Origin of the sequence: Streptomyces sp. ISL-66, from assembly GCF_018614135.1 — a bacterium.
GTDB lineage: Bacteria > Actinomycetota > Actinomycetes > Streptomycetales > Streptomycetaceae > Streptomyces.
Map to the genome: position 1 here is coordinate 48,570 of NZ_JAGGOW010000109.1, position 20,181 is coordinate 68,750.

Sequence of the window (20,181 nt, forward strand, 5' to 3'; positions counted from 1 at the left end):
CGGCTCCCGGCTCCCGGCTCCCGGCCTCGCCAGTCTCTTAGTATATCCAACACCATGCGACAAAATGCTCAATTTGCCCTGAAGGTTATGGAGTTCTCCGCCGAAGCTCGCTGATACGGCGAGGTCGACCGGTATCGACTGGGCCTGCCCCCAAGGCACTATGGGCAGCTCCAACCCGGCGAACAACTCGTGGAGCCCCGACCGGAACGCTGACGACCCAGTGGCGGTCACCAGCATCTGCACGCGAAAGTCGTCGCGGAACAGCGGCAAGACGTCCAGGAGGCGTCCGGCAGAAGTGACGTTGTGCGCAACCAGCAGCACCTTGTGACTTGTGGTCCTGCTGGTCCACAGGTGGGAGTCCTCCCCTACTGGCACCCGTATCGCCAAGGGATCAGCAACACCCACTCGCTACCTCCAACTGGCTGCCCAGCTGCCTCGCTGTTTCGGGTCACCTTAGCCGCGACGTTGCTCGCTCCCGCCCTCGTCAGTAACCGCGTTGCACGGAGGGGCAGCGCCAGGTCGGAAACTCGCCGCTGGTACCAGCCTTGGACCATGGGCACTCGGATCAGTGGGATGCGGAGTCCTCCCGTACCTCTGACGAGTTCGGCGCGCGATAGCGTCCCTACGACACCAATGACGGAAGGACGGTCACAGGATGCCGCGCAGCACTGACACCGCCAACGGGAGCGCTCCTCGTGGGCTGATCCTCGACTTTGCCGGAGTGCTCACAGTCAACCCCCTCGCTGTCCACCGTGCGTGGTGCGTATCCGAAGGACTGGCCCCGGAGGCCTGGCGCAGCACCCTCAACGACCACCCGGAAGGCCGGCGTCTGTACGCGGCCCTGGAGATCGGGGAGATAGGCCAGGCGGAGTGGAACGAGGGCACTGCCCCTCTCCTCGGTGCGCACGTGGACCCGGTGAACCTGATGGGCCGGGCGTGGGCCGGGGTGCCAGCGGCTCGTCGGATGGCGGCCCTTGCCCGTGCGGCACGGGCGGCTGGTCATCGGGTCGCCCTGCTGTCCAACAGCTTCGGCCTGGACCCGTTCAACCCGTACGAGCACGTCGGAATCTGGGACCTGTTCGATGTGCACGTCGTATCCGAGCTGGTCGGCATTGCCAAACCTGATCCGGCGATCTACCGGCTGACCCTGGACCGCATTGGCCTGCCCGCCGAGCGGTGCGTGTTCGTGGACGATCACGCGGTGAACCTGCCGCCGGCCGTCGAGCTGGGCATCACCACCGTCCACGCCACTGGTGAGGACGAGGCCGTTGCGGAGCTTGAGGCCCTTCTGGGAGTCAGTGCGGTCCTCGCCGCGTGACCACAACTTCCGGCTGATCAAGGGCTGTCGGCCCCACCGCTCCTGCCAGTACCGTCCGTGTGAAGCCAATCACACGGAGGTGCTGGAGCATGCAGTGGTCGGAGTACACCACCTCTGAGCGTTTGAAGGCGCTGCGCGGCGGGATGACGCAGGAGCAGTTAGCGGAAGCCGCCGCCGTGTCCGTCGGCGTGATCCGCAAGCTGGAACGCGGGGGTACCGCGTCGCTGCCGTCGCTGCTGTCTATCGCCGACGCCCTCGGCACGGACATCGCCGTACTCCTCGGCCAGCAGGCGCCCCGCCGGTCCATGGACCGCGACGAGCGGGCCGCGCTTCGGATGGTGTCCGCGGCCACCCACGACGCTGCCATAGGTATCCCCGCCGACATCGAGCCGGGCACCGTCGAGGAGCTGCGTGCCGTCGTCCGCCGTGCGGATGAGGCCTACTGGGCAGGCCGGTACACCGAACTCGGTACGCTCCTGGGTCAGCTCCTCCCCGAGGCAAAGGCCCGGTTCGATGCCGCCGACCCCGCCGAGCGGGAGGCCGCCGGCGGCGTCCTGATCGACACCTTCCAGACAGCGGGTATGGCTGCCAACGTGCTGGGCTCTCGCGATCTGGCCTACGCAGCGCTGACGTACGGCCGCCAGATCGCCGTGCAGGCCGGGGACGACCTCCGCGACGCCCACCTGGCCGCCACGACGGCGTGGGTCAACCTGCGCGACGGCCGCACCACGCAGGGGTTCGCTCTTGCCGCCGCGCAGGCCGATCGGATCGAACCCAAGATGAGCGAGCACGACCCCGACCGGCTGAGCGTGTACGGGCAGCTCGTCACGAACGCCGCCGTGGCCGCATCACGAGGCGGTGCGAGCGCGGACAGCGCCCGCGAGTACCTCTCCCAGGCCCACGCCGTGGCCGCCCGCATCGGGGAAGAGCACGCCCGCGGCGCCCACGCCCAGCCGTACGGGCCCATGTACGCCGCCACGCAGGCCATGAGCATCGCCGTGGCCCTCGGCGACACCTCCGGAGCACTGCGCCTCATGGACACCGTCCGCCTGGACGACAGCGTGCCGCTGGCCACCCGGGCCCGCTACGGCTTGGACGTCGCCCTCACCCACGTGGAATGCCGCCGCTGGGAGGCTGCCGCCGACACCCTCGAAGCCGTCTGCACGATGGCCCCCGGCTGGGTGCGCCACCAGATGCTCCCCGGCGTCATCATCGGCCGGCTCGCCGGTGTTTCCGTCGGCCGCCTGCGCGGTCTCGCCAACATCGCCGGGGTCCCCCTCGGGGTGCGCTGACCCGGGGCCCGGCTACCACGCCCCGTAGCAGTCGGTCGGCCACCACCTGCCTGACTGCTACGGGGCGTTGCACTATCTCGGCCTCCGGATCCGACGCTGCCACGCCCCATGGCAGTGAAACCCGGCGCGGACTGCCACCACTGCCACGGGCCGTGTCTGGGCCCGCGTGCCGGTGCGCAGCAGCCTTGTGGGCATGCCGAACAACCCGCCCGGCGGCCTCGGGCACGTACCCGTCGCCGTCTACGCCTGCTCTGCCATCGCCACTGCCGTCCGAGACGGTGAGAGGCGCAGTCGCCACTACGCCGATGCCCGACACTGGCACGTTGCCGGGGCGTGGTCCGATACCGACCCTGCGGTGCTGCTCGACGAGCGGCCCGGTTGGCAGGCCATAACGTCGGCCCTGTCCACCGGGATGATTCGGGGAATCATCGTCGGAGCCCTCTCCCATGTCGCTTCCGACACCGCTCAGTTCGCCAGCCTTGGAGTCCTCATCCGAGACCGGGGCGGGTTCCTCGTGCACGCCGCTGATACACCCTGCCCCGCCGCACCCGCGGCCAGCAGCACCGGCGCCGCGACATCGCTGACGCCTCCTCGGGGTGGTCCCCGTGGGGCGACATACCGCAGGCGGACAGCTCATGAATGCCGAGCGCCTCTGGCCGACCGCGGCCGACAGTATCGAGCCCGCCCGATGAAGCAGCACTTCGCGGTCCTGGCCTACGTCATCGCTGTCACCGCCGTGGTCCTTGCCCTGGCCATCGCCGGAACCCCGGACTACTGAGACATCGGAGGAGCGACATGACCCGCACTGCGAACCGTGGCTTCAACCACCAGCAGGCGATGACCGAGGAGTGGTTCCGTACCCGGGTTCTTCCCCGCGTGTCCGGCATACGGTTTCTCCCCTACCAGGTGCGGCAGATGAGCCGCGAGCACCTTCCCACGATGCTGCGCGACGGGGACAGGAAGAGCGTGGCCCGTATCGCCGGGGATCTGGTGATGGTCTCCGCGCGGTGGCGCTGCCTGCCGTTCCACTACTTCCGCTACGGCGGGTACCGGCGCGAGGTGTCTGCCGAACGGGCCTGTTCGTACCTGCCGGAGACCGCCTTGTTCCATCGACTCCTTCCCCGTGTGAACCGCGACACCGTCGACCTGGACGACAAGGCGGTCTGCAAGAAGATCCTCGCCTCCGCAGGCATCCCGCAGCCCCCACTGATCGCGAGCGGTGACGGCCGTGCAGCCGTCACTTCCGAGGGGGAGGCGGTTTCGCTGGCGGACGTCCTCGATCACGCCTCCGGCTTCGGGCGCGTGGTGTTCAAGCCCTCCCGCTACTCCAGCGGCGGCTCCGGAGTCGTGATCGTGCGGCCCGGCGAGGACGGCTTCGACCTCGCGGCCTACGCGAAGCGGTGGGGCACCTGGCTGGTGGAGCAACACGTACCGCAGCACCACGACCTGGACGCGCTGAACCCGTACGCCCTCAACACCTTCCGCGTCATCACCCTGCTGACCGCCGGCACCGCCGAGGTGCTCTACATGATGCTGAAGCTCGGCGGCATCGACAGCACGACGGACAACTCGGCCGATGGCGGCTTGCAGATCCGGGTGCACCCCGACGGGGAACTGGACAGCCACGGCTACGACCGGTACCTCAACGCCCAGACGTGCCACCAGGTCAGCACGGTGCCGTTCGCCGGCCACCGGGTCGCCCACATCGGCGAGGTTCGTGAGCTGGCTGCCCGCTGCGCCCGTCTCTTCCCGCAGGTGCCCTTCATCGGCTGGGACATCGCGGTCACTCCCGGCGGACCTGTGGTCATCGAGGGCAACAGCAGCCCTTCGCTCGCACACATCCAGCGCACCCATGGCGGTGTCGCTCCGGATCTCGTCCCGGCGCTCCGCGCCGTGATGGATCGCCCGATCATCTGACAAGGGGTTCCCGTGGAAGACCTGAAAACGCAGGCCCGCGCCGCAGCCGCCGGCCTCCTCGACACTCTCCAGTCGATGCCCGAGGTCCAGGCGCTTTACGTCCTTTCCTCCTCGGCCGTCGCACCCAACAACGTCACGAGGTTCAGCACCGACTCCGATCTCGACCTCGCCGTCGTCCTCGACGTCCCCCTCAAGGAGGACGAGTGGAGGCCGTCGCCGGCGGACACGTACGCCCTGGTCCGCGAACGGCTCCCCGCCTGGGTCCCGGAGTTCAGCTTCTACCTGCCGGTTCCCTGGGGGAGCATGGAGGTCAACGTCCACCAGCTCCTGTTCCAGTACGAGGCCGACCCGCGCACGATGTGGAACAGCGACAAGTGCGACGCCTACGCGAACAAGGGCGAACCGCTGCTCGACCGCGAGAACGCCTTCGGGGCGCTGATCTCCCGCAAGACGCAAGAACAGCTCTGGCGGCTGGAGACCGAGACCCACCGGCTCCACAACCGGATCACCTGGGATGTCCGCGAGATCCCCCTGCGCATGGCACGCCGCGTCGGAACACCCACCGGCCACTTCGTCCTGTCAGGCGCCCTGGACGAGATCGTGGACTGGCTGTACGCCCGCTCGGGCCGACTGCTGCCGAACATGAAATGGAAGCTCCACTCCCTCGGCGCGCTGGGCCTGATCACCACCGAGCAGGAAAACCTCCTGATCGAAGCCCAGCAGTGCGACCCCCTGTCGATGGTTGACCTGGAGCGGCGGTGCGAGGCCCTGGAGGCGTTCTGCCGCTCGGCCGGAATGGACCTGAGCACCCGGGCCATCGAGACCGTGCGCAAGGCGTACCAGCGGGCCAACCACCACATTCTCGGGGACCACGCATCGGTCTTCGCTGACCGCCCCTCCCCCCGATTCGTCTCCTGAGGTGAGTACGACGATTCCAATTAGACGCTGTTGTCAGCACGTCAGTACGCTGCGTGATCCGCTCACCCAGGAGGAACGATGGCGATCAAGGTCCACAACACACTGACCGGACGGACGGAGGATTTCCGCCCCGAGCGGGAGACCGAGGTGCGGATGTTCGTGTGCGGACCTACCGTCTACGGCCCCAGCCACGTCGGGCACGCGAAGACGTACACGCAGTTCGACTTCATCGCCGCGTATCTGGAAGCGAGCGGCTACAAGGTCACCTACCTCCAGAACATCACCGACGTGGACGACAAGATCATCCGGCGTGCGAAGGAGGAGAACGTACCTCCGGAGGACATCGCGGCCCTCTTCGAGAAGCAGTACCTGGAGGACATGGTCGCGCTGGGGAACACCCGCGTCGACGTCCACGCACGGGCCCACGACCACATCGACGCGATCGTGGACCAGGTCAAGAGGCTCATCGCCCGCGGCCATGCCTACCAGCTCGATGACGGCTGGTACTTCGACCTGGCCTCGTTCCCCGCGTACGGCAAGCTGTCCGGCCGCACCGACCTGCGCCCCGAGGACTCGGTCTCACGGATCGACGACCACTCCAAGAAGCGCAGCCCCGGCGACTTCGCCCTGTGGAAGGGACGCAAGGACGGCGAACCGTTCTGGGAGACCGAACTGGGACCGGGCCGACCGGGCTGGCACATCGAGGACACCGCGATCACGGAGACTTTCTTCGGCCCCTCCTACGACCTGCACGGCGGCGCCGTCGACCTCATCTTCCCCCACCACGAAGCCGAGGTCGCCCAGATGGAGGCCGCCTCCGGCGTCGAGCCCCTGGCCCGCTACTGGATGCACACCGGTCTCCTGCGGGTCGACGGCGACAAGATGTCGAAGAGCACAGGGAACTTCCTCACCATCCGTGACGCGCTCGCCAGGACGGACTCCCGCACCCTGCGGTACGCCTTCCTCTCCCAGCACTACCGCTCCTCCATGGAGCTGAACGACACCACGCTGGAGCAGGCCCGAGCGGCACGCCGCCGGATCGAGAACTTCGCCCGGACCATCGACCCCGCTCACACCGACAGCCCGGCGAACACCGCACGTGCCGAAGACGCCTGGAAGGAGATGCGTGAGCACCTGGACGACGACTTCGACACCCCAGGCGCCCTCGCCGTCCTCTTCCAGTGCATTCGCGAGCAGAACCGCACTCAGGAACCGTCCGGGCCGGCCTCTCTGCGGCTGATCCAGGACGTCAACAACCTCTTCGGAACCTTCGACATCGCCGGCGCCGACCAGGGCGACACCGCTGTCGACGACCTCGTCAAGGAACGCGACCGGCTCCGCGCCGCGAGGAAGTTCACCGAGGCCGACGCGATCCGCGAGCAGCTCACCAAGCAGGGCATCACCCTCGAAGACTCGCCCGAAGGCACCCGCTGGTGGAAGGAAAACACCCAATGACCTGGAAGACCCGGTTACCCCTTCTCGTAGAAGGCGCCATCCCTCTCAGCCTCTGCGGCGCTCTGATGGACCACGTGAAGAGCGAGACCGCCCGGCCGCGCACCTTCCAAGGCGTCGTCGACGAGACGCTGCGCAAGAGCGAGTACGTGGAGATCCCGACGCAGCTGGAGGAAGCGGTCATCTCCCACTGCGCTCCGTACATCCGCAGCCACTTCCAGGCCGATCCGTCGCGGATACCCACCCAGCCGGCGGTGGTCTACCGCTACGGCCCCGGCGTCGGGTTCGTGGCGCACCACGACGAGGTCACCGACATCGAGCGCGAGCGTGCCCGTACCAACGGCCAGCCCGTCGTCGGAGGCGACCTCACCCTGCTTGTCTGGCTCAACACGCCGGACTCCTACGCCGGGGGCGAGCTGTTCTTCGAGAACCCGCCCCAGGAGATCAAGCCTCCCTGCGGCACCCTGGTCGCCTTCCCGGCCACCCGCGACCACATCCACGGCGTACGGCCGATCACGAGCGGCGAACGCATCACCCTCGTCATCCGTACCGATGCCGAGAACCTGTAGGGCCGCCGTACCGCGGTGAGCCGCCAAGGGTATGGCAGCTCAATGCTGAGCCGTCAGCAGTATTGCCATGGCCTGGACAACACGGCCCCGGTGGTCCATGAACCCGGCCAGGACCGCACGGCCCCACCCGCAGGGCCGACCCGCACCCGCCGGGCCGGCCCTGCGTTTGTCTCAGGCGCGCACAGCAGCGGAACCCACGGCTGACCAGCCGCGCCCCCACTTCCTCGCGGGCTCGGCCTGCTGGCGGCTTCCTGGTACCGCCAGCTCGAAACGCGCCTTCGGGTCCACGGCTGGTAGCCGGCCGCGCGGTGTATCGCGTAGCTCTTGGTGAACCTTTCGGCAACCAGATTCGACGTGCGATCACGGGCGAGGACGTGGCGAGGGTGCCGGACGGTGCCGATCCGTCGGCGGCAATCCCGGAGGTAGACGGCACGTCCGCTCACGCACCGCTCACGAAAACGGCCCCGGACCAGGGGTCCGGGGCCGAATAGAGCGCTCGGCTGGGAGGAAATCCCAGGTCAGCGCCTTGCGCACTGTGCCCTCGGCAGGATTCGAACCTGCGACACCCGCTTTAGGAGAGCGGTGCTCTATCCCCTGAGCTACGAAGGCGGGCCTTGCGTGAGGCGTGGCCGAAATGCTCTGCGTGAGATTCGGGCTCGCCCCTGCAAGGTCCTGGGCTGCCGCAAGGGCAGCCCAGGGACAGGGTAGCGGATCCGGGCGGGGCGCTGCGGCTCAGTTGTTGGGGGGCCGGGCGCCGCATTCTGCGGGGTCTTGGTGGCGGCGTCGCGGGGAGGCTTGTTGAAAATGATTGTCATCTGCTACGGTCACACGTCTTGACCGTTCCTTTGCCTGAAAGGGCTCCCGTGCGCCTGCCTGCCCGCCTGCTCCCCCTGGTTGCCGTCACTGCCGCGTCCTCGCTGCTGACCGGCTGTTTCGCCGCGAACGACTCGGCGTCCGGCGGGGCCGGGGGCGAAGGCAAGCGGATACGCGTGGCGATGATGCAGCCGCCGCGTTCCGGTCTCTCGCCGCTCTCCGACGACGCCTTCAAGCTGTCGCGGTGGTCCACCGCCGAGACGCTCGTCCGCCTCGACCGCAACGGCGAGGCCCTGCCCGCGCTCGCCACGGCCTGGACGCAGTCCGGCACGACCTGGACCTTCACCGTCCGCGACGGGGTCACGTTCCACGACGGGACGAAGCTCACCGCCGACGCGGTCGTACGCTCCCTCACCGAAGCCGCGTCCGCGTCGCCCAAGCCGCGCATCCTCGACGGCGTCGAGCTGACGGCGAAGGTGGACGGCGACGAGGTCGCCGTCACCACGGCCGCCGAGGATCCGCTGGTCCCGCAGCGGCTCAGCTCCCCGCAGCTCTCGATCCTCGCGGCCAAGGCGTACGAGGGGAAGACCGTCAGCCCCCTCGGCGCCGGCACCGGCCCGTTCGAGCTGACCGACGTCAAGGGCACCTCGTCCGCCGCCCTCGACCGTTACGACGGCTACTGGGGGGAGAAGGCCAAGTCCCCCGGCATCGACGTGAAGTTCGTGCCCGACGGCACCGCGCGCGCCGCCGCGCTGCGCAGTGGTGAGGCCGACATCGTCGAGGCCGTCCCCGTCTCCCAGGCCTCGCTCCTGGACGAGGGCCAGATCACCGAAGTGCCGATGCCACGCACCAACACCCTCTACCTGAACACCGCGAAGGGCCCGTTCAAGGATCCCGGCCTGCGTGCCGCAGCCCGCACGGCGATCGACGCGAAGAGCCTGGTCGAGGGCGTGTACGAGGGGCGGGCCGATGTCGCGCAGGGGCTGCTCGGACCGGCCCTGCCGTGGGCGGCCGACCTGCGGTCCAAGGACATCCGGCGGGCGAAGGCCGGCGATCCGGACGGCGTAACCGTCACCATCGGCACCTTCACCGATCGTGCCGAGCTCCCCGAGGTCGCCGCGACGCTCCAACAGCAGCTTCAGAAGGCCGGGTTCAAGGTGAAGCTGGAAGTGCGCGAGTACGCGGCCATCGAATCCGACGCGCTGGCAGGTGAGTTCGACGCGTTCATCCTCTCCCGCGCCACCGTCCTCGACTCCGGCGATCCGGCCGCGTACCTCTACAGCGACTTCGCGTCCGACGCCTCCTTCAACATCTCCCAGCTCGACGACCCGGCCGTCGACAAGGCCCTGGACCAGGCCTCCGCCGCCCCGGCGGGCGACGCACGCCGCAAGGCCGTCATGGAGGCGGAGCGCGCGGTCCTCGCCACCGACGCCGCGATCCCGATGCTCCACGAGCGCGTGATCCAGGGCGACGCGGCCTCCGTGGTGGACGCCGCGCACGACCCGCGCGAGCGCGAGCTGGTCACGGCCAAGACGTACGTCAAGTGAAGGTCACGACCAAGAAGGCGGGCCCGCGCGCCGGCTCGCGGGTGAAGGGCGCGCTGACCCGCGCTGGGTGCCTGGCCCTCGTACTGGCGGCCGTGGGACTGCTGCCCTGGCTCTCCGGGAACGATCCGGCGCTCACCGTGCTACGGGCCCGGTCGGCCGAGCAGGAGGCGACGGCCGAGGCGCTGCACGCGATCCGCGTCGACCTGGGCCTGGACGCGGGGCCCCTCGCGCTGCTGGGGAACTGGGCCGCCTCGCTGGCCCGCGGTGACCTCGGCACCTCGTGGGTGTCGGGCGCCGAGGTGCTGCCGTCGGTGACCGCCGGGTTCCAGGTGTCGCTGACGCTGATGGGGGCCGCGCTCGTGGTGGCGGCCCTCGTGGCCTGCGCGCTCGTCGTGCCCGTTCTCGTACGGGGGCGCGGGTCGGCAGGGGCAGGTGCCGCGATGCTCGCCGCCGTGCCCGAATTCCTGCTCGCCACCGTCGCGTTGCTGGTGTCCGGGGTGTGGCTCGGCTGGCTGCCGACGTCCGGCTGGCAAGGGCCCGCCCACCTCGTGCTGCCCGCCCTCGCGCTCGGTGTTCCCGCGGGCGGGCTGCTGGGGCGGCTCCTCGCGGACGCGCTGCCCGGTGTGCTCGACGAGCGGTGGGTCGAGCTGTGGCAGGGCTCCGGAGTGAGCCGCGCACGCGTGGCAGGGGCCGCGCTCAAGCGCGTACTGCCGCCGCTGGTACCGCAGTTCGGGATGGTCGCGGTCGGTCTGACGGGCGGCGCGGTCGCCGTGGAGAGCGTGTTCGCGGTGCCCGGCATCGGCCGCACCGCCCTCGGCGCGGCCAAGGCGCAGGACCTGCCGCTGCTGCAAGGAGCGGTCCTCGCGCTGCTCGCCCTCGGTCTGACCGCGGGCGTGCTCGCCGCGGGCCTGCGGCGTCGGCTGCTCGGGCCCGCCCTGCGCGACACCGGACTCACGCTGCCCGCGCCGCGCCCGGTGCGCGGGCACCCCCTGGTACCGATCGCTCTCGGCGGCGTACTCCTGACGGCCGTCGTCTGGGGTCTGCTGCGCGATCCGTACGCCGTGGAGACGGGCGCCCGCCTCGCGGCGCCGTCCTGGGCGCATCCGCTGGGTACGGACGGACTCGGCCGGGACGTGCTCGCCCGGCTCGGGCACGGGGCCGCGTCGACCGTGGGCACGGCGGCCGCGGTGTGCGCGGTCAGTTTTCTGCTGGCGCTGGTGCTCGGCTTCCTGCCGACGTTCGCCGCGGGGGCCTCGGACATCGCCAACGCCTTGCCGCCGGTGATCGTCGGCATTCTCGTCGCGGCGGTAGCGGGTCCCGGCACGGGCGGTGCCGCGCTGGCCGTCGGGCTGATCTCCTGGCCGCCGCTCGCCGCGCACGCCGCGGCGCTGGCACAGGAGGTACGGGCCTCGTCGTTCCTCACCGCACAGAAGGCGATCGGCGCGCCGCCGCGCTGGATCCTCACCCGGCACGTGCTGCCCTCGGTGGCCGGCCCGGTGGCCCGGCACGCGGTGCTCCGGCTCCCCGGCATCGCGCTCGCGCTGGCCTCGCTCGGGTTCCTGGGCCTGGGGGCGCAGCCGCCCGCGCCCGAGTGGGGACTGCTGCTCGACGAGTCGCGGGCCTACGTGGAGCGCGCGCCATGGGCCGCGCTCGCACCGGCGGTGGCGCTCGCGCTCCTGGCGGGCCTAGCGGTGGCGCTGGGGTCGGTGCTCGGCGGCGCCGCAGGGCTTGGCGGGTCTCGCGCGACGCGGATGCGATACCGATTCCGCGACCGTACTCGTACTCGTACCCGTACCCGTACCCGTACCCGTACCCGTACCGGTTCACGAGCCCGTACCCGTTCACGAGCCCGTACTCGTATCCGTTCACGAGCCCCCGAGGAGCTCTCCCTTGAAGCCTGAGGCATCCGTGTCCGAGCCCCTGTCCGAGCCCCTGTCCGACCCCCTCCTTTCCGTCCGGGACCTGACCATCGCCTTCGACTCCGGGCCGGCCGTGCGCGGGCTCTCCTTCGACGTGCGCAGGGGCGAAGTCCTGGCCGTGGTGGGCGAGTCGGGAGCGGGGAAGTCCGTCACCGCGCGGACCGTGATCGGCATGGCGCCGCGCGGCGCGATCGTCGCGGGGAACGTGACACTGCACGCCCCGGGTTCCGGTGCCGTCGAACTCGTCGGCGCGGACCGTTCGGCGCGGGCCGCGCTCTGGGGGCGCCGGGTCGCGCTCGTGCCGCAGGACGCGCTTTCCGCGCTGTCCCCCGTGCACCGTGTGGGCGATCAACTGGCCGCCGCCGTACGGTCCGTGCGCGGGCTCTCCCGCAGCCGGGCACGGGCGGCCGCGGTGACCGCGCTGGAGAAGGTGGGGATCGCGGACGCGGCGCGCACGGCGCGTGCGTATCCGCACGAGTTCTCCGGCGGGATGCGGCAGCGGGCCGTCATCGCGATGGCCACGGTCAACGAACCGGACCTGGTCGTCGCCGACGAGCCGACGACGGCCCTGGACTCCGAACTGCGCGACCAGGTACTGGAACTGCTCGTGCGGCGGTGCAAGGCGACAGGCGCGGCGCTCGTCCTGGTCACGCACGACCTGGAGGCGGTGCGTGACCACGCCGACCGGGTGCTGGTGATGTACGCGGGGCGGCATGCCGAGTCCGGGCCGGTGGACGAGGTGTTCAGGCAGCCGCACGCCCCGTACACCGCCGGGCTGCTGGCCTCCCTGCCGCCCGAAGAACCACTGGCCGGAGAACCACCGCCCGAAGGACCGTCGCCCGGAGGACCGCCGCCCGAAGAACCGTCGCCCGGACGCCGACTGCCCGGACGCCGGCTCCCGGCGATCTCCGGTGCGCCGCCCGCGCTCGACGCCCTGCCCCCCGGTTGCGCCTTCGCGCCCCGCTGCCCGCTGGCCGAGGAGCGGTGCCGCAAGGAGCTGCCCGAGCCGGAGGAGACGTACGGCCGGCGCTCGGTCTCCTGCCACCGCTGGCGCGAACTGACCCCATCGCTCGCCGAGTCGTTCCTGGAGAGGGCCAGCCCCGCATGAACCCGCTCATACCTCTGCTCTCCGTACGCGACCTGGTGGTCCGCTTCGGCGAGGCGCTCGCCGTCGACCACGTCTCGTTCGACATCGCCGCCGGTGAGACCGTGGCGCTGACCGGCCCTTCGGGCTGCGGCAAGTCGTCCACCGCCACGGCCGTGCTCCAGCTGCGGCGTCCGGACGGCGGCGAGGTGTGGTTCCAGGGGCAGGAACTCACCGCGCTCGACGAGCGCCGCCTTCGGCCCCTGCGCCCGGCGATGCAACCGGTCTTCCAGGACCCCTACGGCTCCCTCAGCCCTCGCCTGCGCATCCGCGACGCGGTCGCGGAGCCCCTGCGGGTGCGGGGGCGTACCAAAGCCGACTCCCGGGCCCGTGTCACCGAACTGCTCGACCTGGTCGGCCTGACCTCGGTGCACGGTGACCGGCTGCCGCACGAGCTGTCCGGCGGCCAGTGCCAGCGGGCCGGCATCGCCCGCGCGCTGGCCTGCGACCCTCGGCTGCTCGTCCTGGACGAGCCGGTCTCCGCGCTGGATCCGTCGCTGCGCGCCGGCATCCTCAATCTCCTGGCCGAGCTGCAGGAACGTCTCGGGCTCGGCTATCTCTTCATCAGCCACGACATGGCGGTGGTACGTCACTTCAGCGACCGCGTGATCGAGATGCGCGCCGGCCGGGTCGTCGCCGCGTCCACCAGGCGGGGTCCGGCCCGGTGAGTCCGCTGGCCCGCCTCCTCGTCTCGAGCCAGTTCGCCGGGAGTACGGCGGCCGCCATCGGGGCGCTCCTGCTGTCCGGCGGCTTCCGCGCGGCCTGCCTCGCGGGGGCGGGGGTCTTCGTACTGGTCCTTGCCGGGCACTGGCGGCTGATGCCCCGTGGCGGCTCCGCCCCGGCCCGTCGGGAGCGGGCCGACGTCCGCGAAGGGGCTGCGGACGGACCCGCGACGTGCGATGAAGTCGCGACGTGCGATGAAGCCGATTCGCCGGACGGAGAGCGCGAACCCGCCTCGCGGGTCGTGCGGGGCGGATTGCAGATGCGCGCCAACATCGGTGGAAACCGTTCTCGTACAGCGGAACGCAGGGGGGTGGGTGTATCCCCGCTGGTTGGATTGCGGGCAATTGGTCAAGAGGTACGGGGGCAGTCTTGGATCGGACCGCGATGCGGGTGTGCCCTCTGTGCGAGGCGACCTGCGGGCTGAGCATCACGCTGGTGGACGAGGTGGTCACCCGGGTCCGGGGCAATCCGGACGACGTGTTCAGCAAGGGGTACCTCTGCCCGAAGGGCGCTTCGCTGGGTCGCTTCGACGGTGATCCGGACCGGCTGAGCGCGCCGCTGGTGCGCCGGCCCGACGGTGGGTTCGACGAGGTGGGCTGGGCGGAGGCGTTCGAGGCCGTCGAGCGCGGGTTGCGGGCGGTGACGGAGCGGCACGGGCGCGACGCCGTCGCCGTCTACATGGGGAACCCGGTCATCCACACGCTGGCCCTGCCCCTCTACCTGCTGGTGCTGCGGGAACGGCTCGGGACCCGGAACGTCTACTCCTCCACCACGCTCGACACCATGCCCAAGAGCGTGGCCTGCGGCCTGATGTACGGGGATCCGCTCGCCTTCACCCTGCCGGACATCGACCGCACCGACCACATGCTGATCCTGGGCGCCAACCCCATGGAGTCCAACGGCAGCCTGTGGACGGTCGCCGACCTGCCGGGACGCCTCAAGGCGCTGCGGGCGCGGGGCGGGCGGCTGGTCGTGGTCGATCCGCGCCGGACGCGTACCGCGGACCTCGCGGACGAGCACGTCCCGGTCCGCCCCGGAACCGACGCGCTGCTGCTGCTCGGCATCGTCCACACCCTGTTCGACGAGGACCTCGCGACCGATCCCGGCGCGGGCTTCGCCGGGTTCGCGGAGCTGTCCGGCCACGTGAAGGCGTTCGCGGCCGAGGAGGTCGCGGAGGCCTGCGGCGTCCCGGCCGAAACGATCCGTCGGCTGGCGCGCGATCTGGCCGCGGCGCCCACGGCCGCCGTGTACGGGCGACTGGGCACCTGCACCACGGAGTTCGGCACGCTCACCAGCTGGCTGGTGGACGTGGTCAACATCGTCACCGGCAACTTCGACCGTCCCGGCGGGGTGCTCTTCGGCGAGGCGCCGCACGCCACCCGCCGCCCCGCCGAGCCTTTCCGCACCGGGCGCTGGCACAGCAGGGTACGGGGCCTGCCGGAGGTCAACGGGGAGCTCCCCACCGCGACCCTCGCCGACGAGATCGACACGCCCGGCGAGGGGCGGGTACGGGCCCTGCTGTGCATAGCCGGGAACCTGGTCCTGGCCGCGCCGCAGGGCGAGCGGCTGGACCGGGCCCTGCCCGAGCTGGACTTCATGGTCTGCGTCGACCCGTACCTGAACGAGACCACCCGCCACGCGTCGGTGATCCTGCCGCCGCCGAGCGCCATGGAGTCACCGCACTACGACGTGGTCCTCGCCGGCCGGTCCGTACGCCGCAACGCGCGCTTCTCGTCACCGGTGCGCGCCCTCCCGCCGGGCCGTCCCAGCGAGGCGGAGATCCTCGCCCGGCTGGTCCTCATCGCCTCGGGCAAGAGCGCGGCCGGGGATCCGCAGAGCGTGGACGAGGCCCTGATCGACCTGACCCTGCGGGCGGCCACCGGCCGGCCGGACTCGCCGTTGCGCGGCCGCGAACCAGCCGAGCTGAAGGCTCGGTTGACCGGGGACAACGCCCTGGAGCGGCGGCTCGACTCGATGCTCAGGCTGGGAGCCGCCGGCGACCTGTTCGGCGTCCGCCCGGACGGCCTGAACCTGGCCCTGCTCAAGGAGAACCCGAACGGCATCGACCTCGGGCCGCTGCGGCCCCGCCGCCGGGAGGTCGTGATGACCGCGTCCGGCCTGGTGGAACTGTGCCCGGCCGGCATCACCGGGGACCTGCACCGGCTCGACGGGCGGATGCGGGACCTGCGTTCCGGTGAGCTGGTGCTCATCTCGCGCCGCCAGCTGAAGTCCGTCAACAGCTGGTCCCACAACATCCCGACGCTGTCGGGCGGGACCAACCGCTGCACCCTGGAGATCAGCACGCGGGACGCCGAGCGCCTGGGCGTCACCGCCGGCGAGCGGGTACGGGTCCGGGGCCGCGGCGGTGAGGTGGTGGTGCCGGTGGAGCCCACCGACCGGCTGCGCGAAGGCGTGGTGAGCCTTCCGTACGGCTGGGGGCACGGGCGCGAGGGCAGCCGGCTGTCGCACGCGGCCACCCAGCCGGGCGTGAGCATGAACGCGGTCACCGACAGCACGCTCGTGGATCCGCTGTCGGGGACGGCCGTCTTCAACGGGGTGCCCGTACGCGTGGAAAAGGTGACCGAGGGCGAGCGCGGAACGGAAAGCGGAAAGGCTGATTCCGAGTAGTCGCATTCCGCTATTCGAATTCCTGATGGTCTCCGGCCAAAACTTTTCTTCCATTCCGGACGCCTCTAGGCTGTGCGGGTGAGCCCAATCGTCAGTCAATGGGAGATTTCGTGAATCTCGTCCGTCGCATCATGGTTCCTGCTGTTTCTCTCGTACTCCTGGCCGGAGTGGCCACCGCGGCGAATGCGTCGGCGGAGGACGAGGCCTCGCTGGCTCTCTCGTGTTCTTCCACGCAGACCGCCATCACCGATGTTCCGCACCGGCTGTTCGACGCCTGGAACCGGGGTGACGCCGCCGGTGTCGCCGCGCAGTTCACGACCGACGGGCACATGATTCCGAGCAATGGTGCCTACCTCACCAGCCGGGATTCGATCGCGAGCTTCTACACCTCCGCCTTCGCCGGTCCGCTCAAGGGCACCCGCATGATCGGCAGGCCCCTCACCGTGCGCTGCCTGTCGACCAGCACCGCCGTGATCGACGGGCTCGGCGGGCTGCTCAAGCCCGGTGACACCTACACCGACCCCGAGCAGGTGCCGATCGGCCAGCGCATCATCGTCTCCTGGACGGCCGTGCGGGTCGGGAACGCCTACTACATGAAGGAATTCCAGAGCACTTCCATCCAGGGCTGATCCCAGGGCTGATCCCAGGGCTGATCCCAGGGCTGGTCCCAAGGTTGGGTAAGCGAGGAATCAAAAAAGGAACGGAGCGTTTCGTTGCCACGCACGGTGCTGGTCACGGGAGGAAACAGGGGCATCGGCCTGGCCATTGCCGAGGAATTCCTCGCCAATGGAGACCGGGTCGCGATCACCTATCGCAGCGATCCGCCGGACGGGAAATTTCTCGCCGTGCGGTGCGATGTCGCCCATCCGGAACAGATCGACGCCGCATTCAAGGAGGTCGAGGCGGAACTCGGGCCGGTGGAGATCCTGATATCCAATGCCGGGATCACTGACGACCGGCCGATGCTGCGGATGCGGGAAGAACACTTCTCCCGGGTCATCGACACCAATCTCACCGGTGGCTGGCGCTGTGCCCGGCGGGCGCTGCCCAAAATGCTCCGCGGCCGGTGGGGTCGCATCGTCTTCGTGTCGTCCGTCGCCGGGCTGCGAGGAAACCAGGGCCAGGTCAACTACGCCGCCAGCAAGGCCGGCATGGTCGGCATGGCACGGTCCCTGGCCCGCGAGTGCGCCACGTCCGGGATCACCGTGAACGTGGTGGCGCCCGGTCTCATCGAGACCGGCATGACCGCGGCCATGGCCGAGACCCGCAAGGCCGCACACCTGGCGGAGATCCCGGCAGGCCGGGCGGGCAGCCCCGAGGACGTGGCCGACACGGTGGCCTGGCTCGCGGGCGAGCGGGCCGGCTACGTCACCGGTGCGGTCATACCGGTCGACGGCGGCCTCGGAATGGGGCACTGATCCCATGACGACCACCGCATCGAACACCGCCGCATCGACGAACACGACCGCATCGACGACCACCACCGCCTCCACGATCACCACACCCGCCACCGCCACCGCGCCGCTCGCCCCGGGCGGCGGTCTGCTCGCCGGCAAGCGCATCGTGGTCACCGGCGTGATCACCGAGCGTTCGATCGCGTTCGCCGCCGCCAAGGTCGCCCAGGAACAGGGGGCCCGCATCGTCCTCACCGGCTACGGCCGGATGTCACTGGTCGAACTCGTCTCCCGCCGCCTGCCCGAGAAGCCGCAGGTCGTGGAGTTGGACGTCACCGATCCGCGGCACCTCGAACGGCTGCCGGAGGCCGTGGGCGAACACCTCGGCGGTGTCGACGGAGTACTGCACTCCATCGCCTTCGCCCCGCCGAGCTGCCTCGGCGGATTCCTCACCGCACCCTGGGAGGACGTGGCCACCGCCGTCCACACCTCCGCCTACTCCTACATGTCGCTCGCCAAGTCCCTGCTGCCCCTCATGGGCCGCGGCGGCTCGGTCGTCGGGCTCACCTTCGACGCCACGAAGGCCTGGTCCGGTTACGACTGGATGGGCGTGGCCAAGGCCGCCCTGGAATCCACCAACCGGTACCTCGCGCGGGAACTGGGGCCGCACGGCATCAGGTCCAACCTCGTGGCCGCCGGACCCCTGCGGACCACCGCCGGGAAGGCCATACCGGGCCTCGCCCGCACCCAGGACGACTGGGCGGCCAAGGCACCGCTGGGCTGGAACATCACCGAGACGGAGTCCACGGCGCGAGCCTGCGCCGCGCTGCTCTCGGACTGGTTCCCGGCGACCACGGGCGAGATCGTCCACGTCGACGGGGGACACCACGCGATGGGCGCCTGACCGGCGCGACCGGCCCGCGAACGGCGTGACCGGCGCGCGAACGGATGGTGCCCCGGGCCGCAGGAGCGGTCCGGGGCACCATCCGTTGCGACTGCCGGGCGGGTCAGCCCGGCCCGCGCCTCAGAGCGCGAAGCGGCTGCCCGCCTCGGGAACGACGAGCCGCTCCGTCCCGCCCGCCTTCGCGAACGACGCGGCGACGGCGTCCTGGCCCTCCGTGAAGTGCTGCCAGCCGTCCTGGTGCACGGCGAGCACCTTGCGCGCGCCCAGCAGGTCCGCCGTCTCCACCGCCTGCTCGGCGGTCATCGAGAGCAGCGTCGGTCCGAACGGGGCGAGCTGGGCGGCGCCCACGTGCAGCACCGCCAGGTCGATGCCGTTCGCGCCGACGCGCTCCGCGAGCTCCCGTACCGGCTCCAGGGAGACGTTGTCGCCGCTGACGTACACCGTCGGCAGACCTTCACCGGTCAGCAGGAAGCCGGTGACGGAGCCGAGCATCGGCTCGGTCCCGGCCGGACCGTGCTGCGCCGGGACGGCGGTGACGACGAGCCGGCCGCCGTCCGGGCGCTCCAGGACGTGCTCGGCCCAGGGCGCGAGCCCCGTACCGCCGACGCGCTCGGCGGACTGCTCCGTGGTGAGGACCAGCGGAACCTCCTTGAGGAAGGCGCGCCCGGCCCCGTCGAGGTTGTCGGGGTGCTGGTCGTGCGAGAGCAGGACGGCCGCGACCGTGCCGAGCTCGTCCGCGGCGAGCGCGGGGTCCGCGGTCTTGCGCAGGGCCACCGGGCCCATCTCGTAGGACGAGTCGGCGGTGTCGAAGGTCGGGTCCGTCACGAACCGCAGCCCGCCCAGGTCGATGACCACGGTGGGACCGCCGACCAGCGTGACGGCGAAGTCCGCGGCGGTGTTCTCTGACGTCATGGAACTGCTCCTTGGAATGCGAAGGGGTGGGAAGGATGGGAGAGGGATGGGGGACGGATCGGGCGGATGGGACGGATGAGGTCGGTGTGGAAAGGGAAGGGGCCCGGCCGGTCAGGCCGGAGGCACGACCACCAGGCCCCCGGTGAATCCGCGCGGCAGCCGCAGCGGATGCCAGACGTGGCCGACGTCCTGGTCCGGAGCGGAGGCCATGGCGCGGACCCCGGTGCCGAGGGCCTTCACGTACGCCTCCCGCCTGGTCCAGATGTCCAGCCACAGCAGGTCCCCGGCCCCGCTCGGGGCGGCTCCCAGGCGGGCGCGTTCGGCGGGGGAGAACAGCCGCCGGGCCATCGCTCCGGCCCCGGGCACGGGGCGGACCTGCTCGACGTCGACACCGATCCGGGTACGGGGCGCGAGCCCGGTGCCCACGGCGACGGCGACCAGGCCCGCGGCGTGCGCGATGCTCACGTCCACGCCCGGCGCGCCCGCCACCCACGGGCGGCCGGCGCGGTCGGCGGCGAGCCGTACGCGGGCGGGCGGGCGGCCGAGCACCCGGCCCAGCGCGCGGCGCAACAGGAACCGGGCCAGGACGAACTCGGCCCGGCCGAGCGGATCGGAAACGGCGTCGTACCTCAGGCGTTCCCGCGGCGGCAGCACGGCGGCCGCCAGCTCCGCCACCGCGCCCGCCGAGAGGCCGCGCCCGTCGGCCCACCAGGCGCGCACGAGGCCGGAAC

General features: G+C 70.9%; 16 protein-coding genes, 1 tRNA gene and 1 pseudogene. 14 read left to right on the plus strand and 4 right to left on the minus strand.

Annotation, left to right across the window (positions count from 1 at the left end):
* A pseudogene (locus J7E97_RS20945) lies at positions 1 to 321 on the minus strand (hypothetical protein); the annotation flags it as partial.
* A 334-nt stretch (positions 322 to 655) separates the two neighbouring features.
* Here J7E97_RS20945 and J7E97_RS20950 point away from each other — a divergent pair.
* The 6 genes from J7E97_RS20950 to J7E97_RS20975 all read left to right on the plus strand — a co-directional run bounded on the left by J7E97_RS20950 (position 656) and on the right by J7E97_RS20975 (position 7,466).
* Complete coding sequence (locus tag J7E97_RS20950) at positions 656 to 1,318, plus strand: HAD-IA family hydrolase (protein ID WP_215029459.1); 663 nt, start codon at positions 656 to 658, stop codon at positions 1,316 to 1,318.
* 89 nt (positions 1,319 to 1,407) lie between these two features.
* A complete protein-coding gene (locus J7E97_RS20955) occupies positions 1,408 to 2,610 on the plus strand; it encodes a helix-turn-helix domain-containing protein (RefSeq protein ID WP_215029460.1) in 1,203 nt (400 codons plus the stop codon).
* 795 nt (positions 2,611 to 3,405) lie between these two features.
* On the plus strand, positions 3,406 to 4,527 hold the full coding sequence (locus J7E97_RS20960; RefSeq protein ID WP_215029462.1) for a sugar-transfer associated ATP-grasp domain-containing protein: 1,122 nt from the start codon (positions 3,406 to 3,408) through the stop codon (positions 4,525 to 4,527).
* A 12-nt stretch (positions 4,528 to 4,539) separates the two neighbouring features.
* Positions 4,540 to 5,445: a hypothetical protein gene (locus J7E97_RS20965; RefSeq protein WP_215029464.1), complete on the plus strand. Its 906-nt coding sequence runs from the start codon at positions 4,540 to 4,542 to the stop codon at positions 5,443 to 5,445.
* A gap of 78 nt (positions 5,446 to 5,523) precedes the next feature.
* The gene (gene cysS / locus J7E97_RS20970) at positions 5,524 to 6,900 is read left to right on the plus strand and encodes a cysteine--tRNA ligase (RefSeq protein WP_215029467.1); all 1,377 of its coding nucleotides are present in this window, start codon (positions 5,524 to 5,526) and stop codon (positions 6,898 to 6,900) included.
* Entirely contained in the window at positions 6,897 to 7,466 is a 570-nt protein-coding gene (locus J7E97_RS20975) for a 2OG-Fe(II) oxygenase (protein ID WP_215029470.1), read from the plus strand. The genes cysS and J7E97_RS20975 overlap by 4 nt, the downstream gene beginning before the upstream one ends.
* A 536-nt stretch (positions 7,467 to 8,002) precedes the next feature.
* Here J7E97_RS20975 and J7E97_RS20980 read toward each other — a convergent pair.
* Positions 8,003 to 8,075, minus strand: a tRNA-Arg gene (locus J7E97_RS20980).
* Between the two features lie 254 nt (positions 8,076 to 8,329).
* Between J7E97_RS20980 and J7E97_RS20985 the strand changes: the two genes are divergently transcribed.
* From J7E97_RS20985 to fabI, 8 genes are all read left to right on the plus strand, one after another.
* Positions 8,330 to 9,826 (plus strand): ABC transporter substrate-binding protein, encoded by a 1,497-nt coding sequence (locus tag J7E97_RS20985; RefSeq protein WP_215029473.1) that lies wholly within the window; start codon positions 8,330 to 8,332, stop codon positions 9,824 to 9,826.
* Positions 9,823 to 11,727, plus strand: a complete 1,905-nt coding sequence (locus J7E97_RS20990) for an ABC transporter permease subunit (protein WP_374224199.1) — start codon at positions 9,823 to 9,825, stop codon at positions 11,725 to 11,727. The genes J7E97_RS20985 and J7E97_RS20990 overlap by 4 nt, the downstream gene beginning before the upstream one ends.
* Positions 11,717 to 12,853 carry an ABC transporter ATP-binding protein gene (locus J7E97_RS20995; RefSeq protein WP_251054884.1) on the plus strand — a complete coding sequence of 379 codons (1,137 nt, stop codon included), beginning with the start codon at positions 11,717 to 11,719 and terminating at the stop codon, positions 12,851 to 12,853. Before J7E97_RS20990 ends, J7E97_RS20995 begins: the two co-directional genes overlap by 11 nt.
* On the plus strand, positions 12,850 to 13,557 hold the full coding sequence (locus tag J7E97_RS21000) for a dipeptide/oligopeptide/nickel ABC transporter ATP-binding protein (RefSeq protein WP_215029476.1): 708 nt from the start codon (positions 12,850 to 12,852) through the stop codon (positions 13,555 to 13,557). The genes J7E97_RS20995 and J7E97_RS21000 overlap by 4 nt, the downstream gene beginning before the upstream one ends.
* Positions 13,558 to 13,981: 424 nt before the next feature.
* Positions 13,982 to 16,240: a molybdopterin-dependent oxidoreductase gene (locus tag J7E97_RS21005; protein ID WP_215029479.1), complete on the plus strand. Its 2,259-nt coding sequence runs from the start codon at positions 13,982 to 13,984 to the stop codon at positions 16,238 to 16,240.
* A gap of 110 nt (positions 16,241 to 16,350) precedes the next feature.
* Positions 16,351 to 16,869 carry an SgcJ/EcaC family oxidoreductase gene (locus J7E97_RS21010; RefSeq protein WP_215029482.1) on the plus strand — a complete coding sequence of 173 codons (519 nt, stop codon included), beginning with the start codon at positions 16,351 to 16,353 and terminating at the stop codon, positions 16,867 to 16,869.
* Between the two features lie 84 nt (positions 16,870 to 16,953).
* Positions 16,954 to 17,658, plus strand: coding sequence for a 3-oxoacyl-ACP reductase FabG (fabG, locus tag J7E97_RS21015; RefSeq protein ID WP_215029485.1), 705 nt, complete (start codon positions 16,954 to 16,956; stop codon positions 17,656 to 17,658).
* A 4-nt stretch (positions 17,659 to 17,662) separates the two neighbouring features.
* A complete protein-coding gene (fabI, locus tag J7E97_RS21020) occupies positions 17,663 to 18,538 on the plus strand; it encodes an enoyl-ACP reductase FabI (protein WP_215029488.1) in 876 nt (291 codons plus the stop codon).
* A gap of 120 nt (positions 18,539 to 18,658) precedes the next feature.
* On the opposite strand, the gene J7E97_RS21025 is transcribed toward fabI, so the two are convergent.
* Positions 18,659 to 19,450 (minus strand): MBL fold metallo-hydrolase, encoded by a 792-nt coding sequence (locus J7E97_RS21025; protein WP_215029491.1) that lies wholly within the window; start codon positions 19,448 to 19,450, stop codon positions 18,659 to 18,661.
* Between the two features lie 111 nt (positions 19,451 to 19,561).
* Positions 19,562 to 20,181: 4'-phosphopantetheinyl transferase superfamily protein (locus tag J7E97_RS21030; RefSeq protein WP_215029494.1), on the minus strand; the 620-nt coding region annotated here is incomplete at its 5' end.

What these genes read in the sequence shown, in the direction of transcription:
- J7E97_RS20950 (WP_215029459.1), top strand. Translation starts at nt 656, where the DNA reads ATGCCGCGCAGCACTGACACCGCCAACGGGAGCGCTCCTCGTGGGCTG.
- J7E97_RS20955 (WP_215029460.1), top strand. Translation starts at nt 1,408, where the DNA reads ATGCAGTGGTCGGAGTACACCACCTCTGAGCGTTTGAAGGCGCTGCGC.
- J7E97_RS20960 (WP_215029462.1), top strand. Translation starts at nt 3,406, where the DNA reads ATGACCCGCACTGCGAACCGTGGCTTCAACCACCAGCAGGCGATGACC.
- cysS (WP_215029467.1), top strand. Translation starts at nt 5,524, where the DNA reads ATGGCGATCAAGGTCCACAACACACTGACCGGACGGACGGAGGATTTC.
- J7E97_RS20975 (WP_215029470.1), top strand. Translation starts at nt 6,897, where the DNA reads ATGACCTGGAAGACCCGGTTACCCCTTCTCGTAGAAGGCGCCATCCCT.
- J7E97_RS21000 (WP_215029476.1), top strand. Translation starts at nt 12,850, where the DNA reads ATGAACCCGCTCATACCTCTGCTCTCCGTACGCGACCTGGTGGTCCGC.
- fabI (WP_215029488.1), top strand. Translation starts at nt 17,663, where the DNA reads ATGACGACCACCGCATCGAACACCGCCGCATCGACGAACACGACCGCA.
- J7E97_RS21025 (WP_215029491.1), bottom strand. Translation starts at nt 19,450, where the DNA reads ATGACGTCAGAGAACACCGCCGCGGACTTCGCCGTCACGCTGGTCGGC.